Annotated in this window: 1 protein-coding gene and 1 pseudogene; both read right to left on the bottom strand. The window is 69.6% G+C overall.

Features of this window, described 5'->3' with window-relative positions; genetic code table 11:
* Positions 1–48: 48 nt before the first annotated feature.
* The gene (locus KL771_RS28265) at positions 49–273 is read right to left on the bottom strand and encodes a hypothetical protein (RefSeq protein WP_261971836.1); all 225 of its coding nucleotides are present in this window, start codon (positions 271–273) and stop codon (positions 49–51) included.
* 10 nt (positions 274–283) lie between these two features.
* Positions 284–684, bottom strand: a pseudogene (locus KL771_RS28260) (phage baseplate protein); the annotation flags it as partial.

Here is a 684-nt window from a genome sequence, read left to right as displayed (position 1 = left end):
TGCGGTCGAGACCGGTCCGGTAGCGGATCGCCTGCACGGGATGCCCCTTTAACGGCGCTTCGAAGCCGGCTTGACGGCGGGTTCGGAGGTCTCCGGCTCGGCCGCCGGCGGCGCAGTGTCGGCGGTCGCCGGCGCGGGCGGTTCGTGCGGCTCGATGGTGCCGGCCATCAGCTCGTAGCGGGCCTCCGGCTCGGTCAGGTCGAGCACGTCGCCGGGGTTGGCATTGCGGCCGGCGACCTTCGGGCCGGCCTTTGTCGTCACGCGGTACTGCATCGGTCTCTCCTCAGATGAGCATGTCGGCATTGCCGTCGACGGCCACGTCGCCGTCGTCGTCGACGCCGCCCACGTAATGGGCCGGCCGGGATCCGTTCTTGGCGCGGAAGGTCTTGCCGGCCTTGATCTCGTCGGGCGAGATCTCCAGGGCCATGCCGCCCACATCGAGCGTGAGCTTGGAGGCGGTCCGGATGACCATCTCGCCGTCCTTCATCTCGATCTGCGAAGTTCCCGCAGCGAGCATCGCGGTATCGGCGGACTGCGACGGAGCGGCATTGCTGTCGTGATAGGTCGACCAGCTCGCGACCGAGCCCTCGCCGATCGTGCCGGACGGGGACTCCAGGTTCACGCGCGCGCCCTTGACCGGCGGGACATGGACCTTCAGGAGCGCGTTGCCGGCCTGCTCCTCCC

The organism is Prosthecodimorpha staleyi (genome assembly GCF_018729455.1).
Lineage (GTDB): Bacteria > Pseudomonadota > Alphaproteobacteria > Rhizobiales > Ancalomicrobiaceae > Prosthecodimorpha > Prosthecodimorpha staleyi.
The sequence above is the reverse complement of the archived record's forward strand: the minus strand, read 5'-3'. Positions and strand labels throughout refer to the sequence as shown.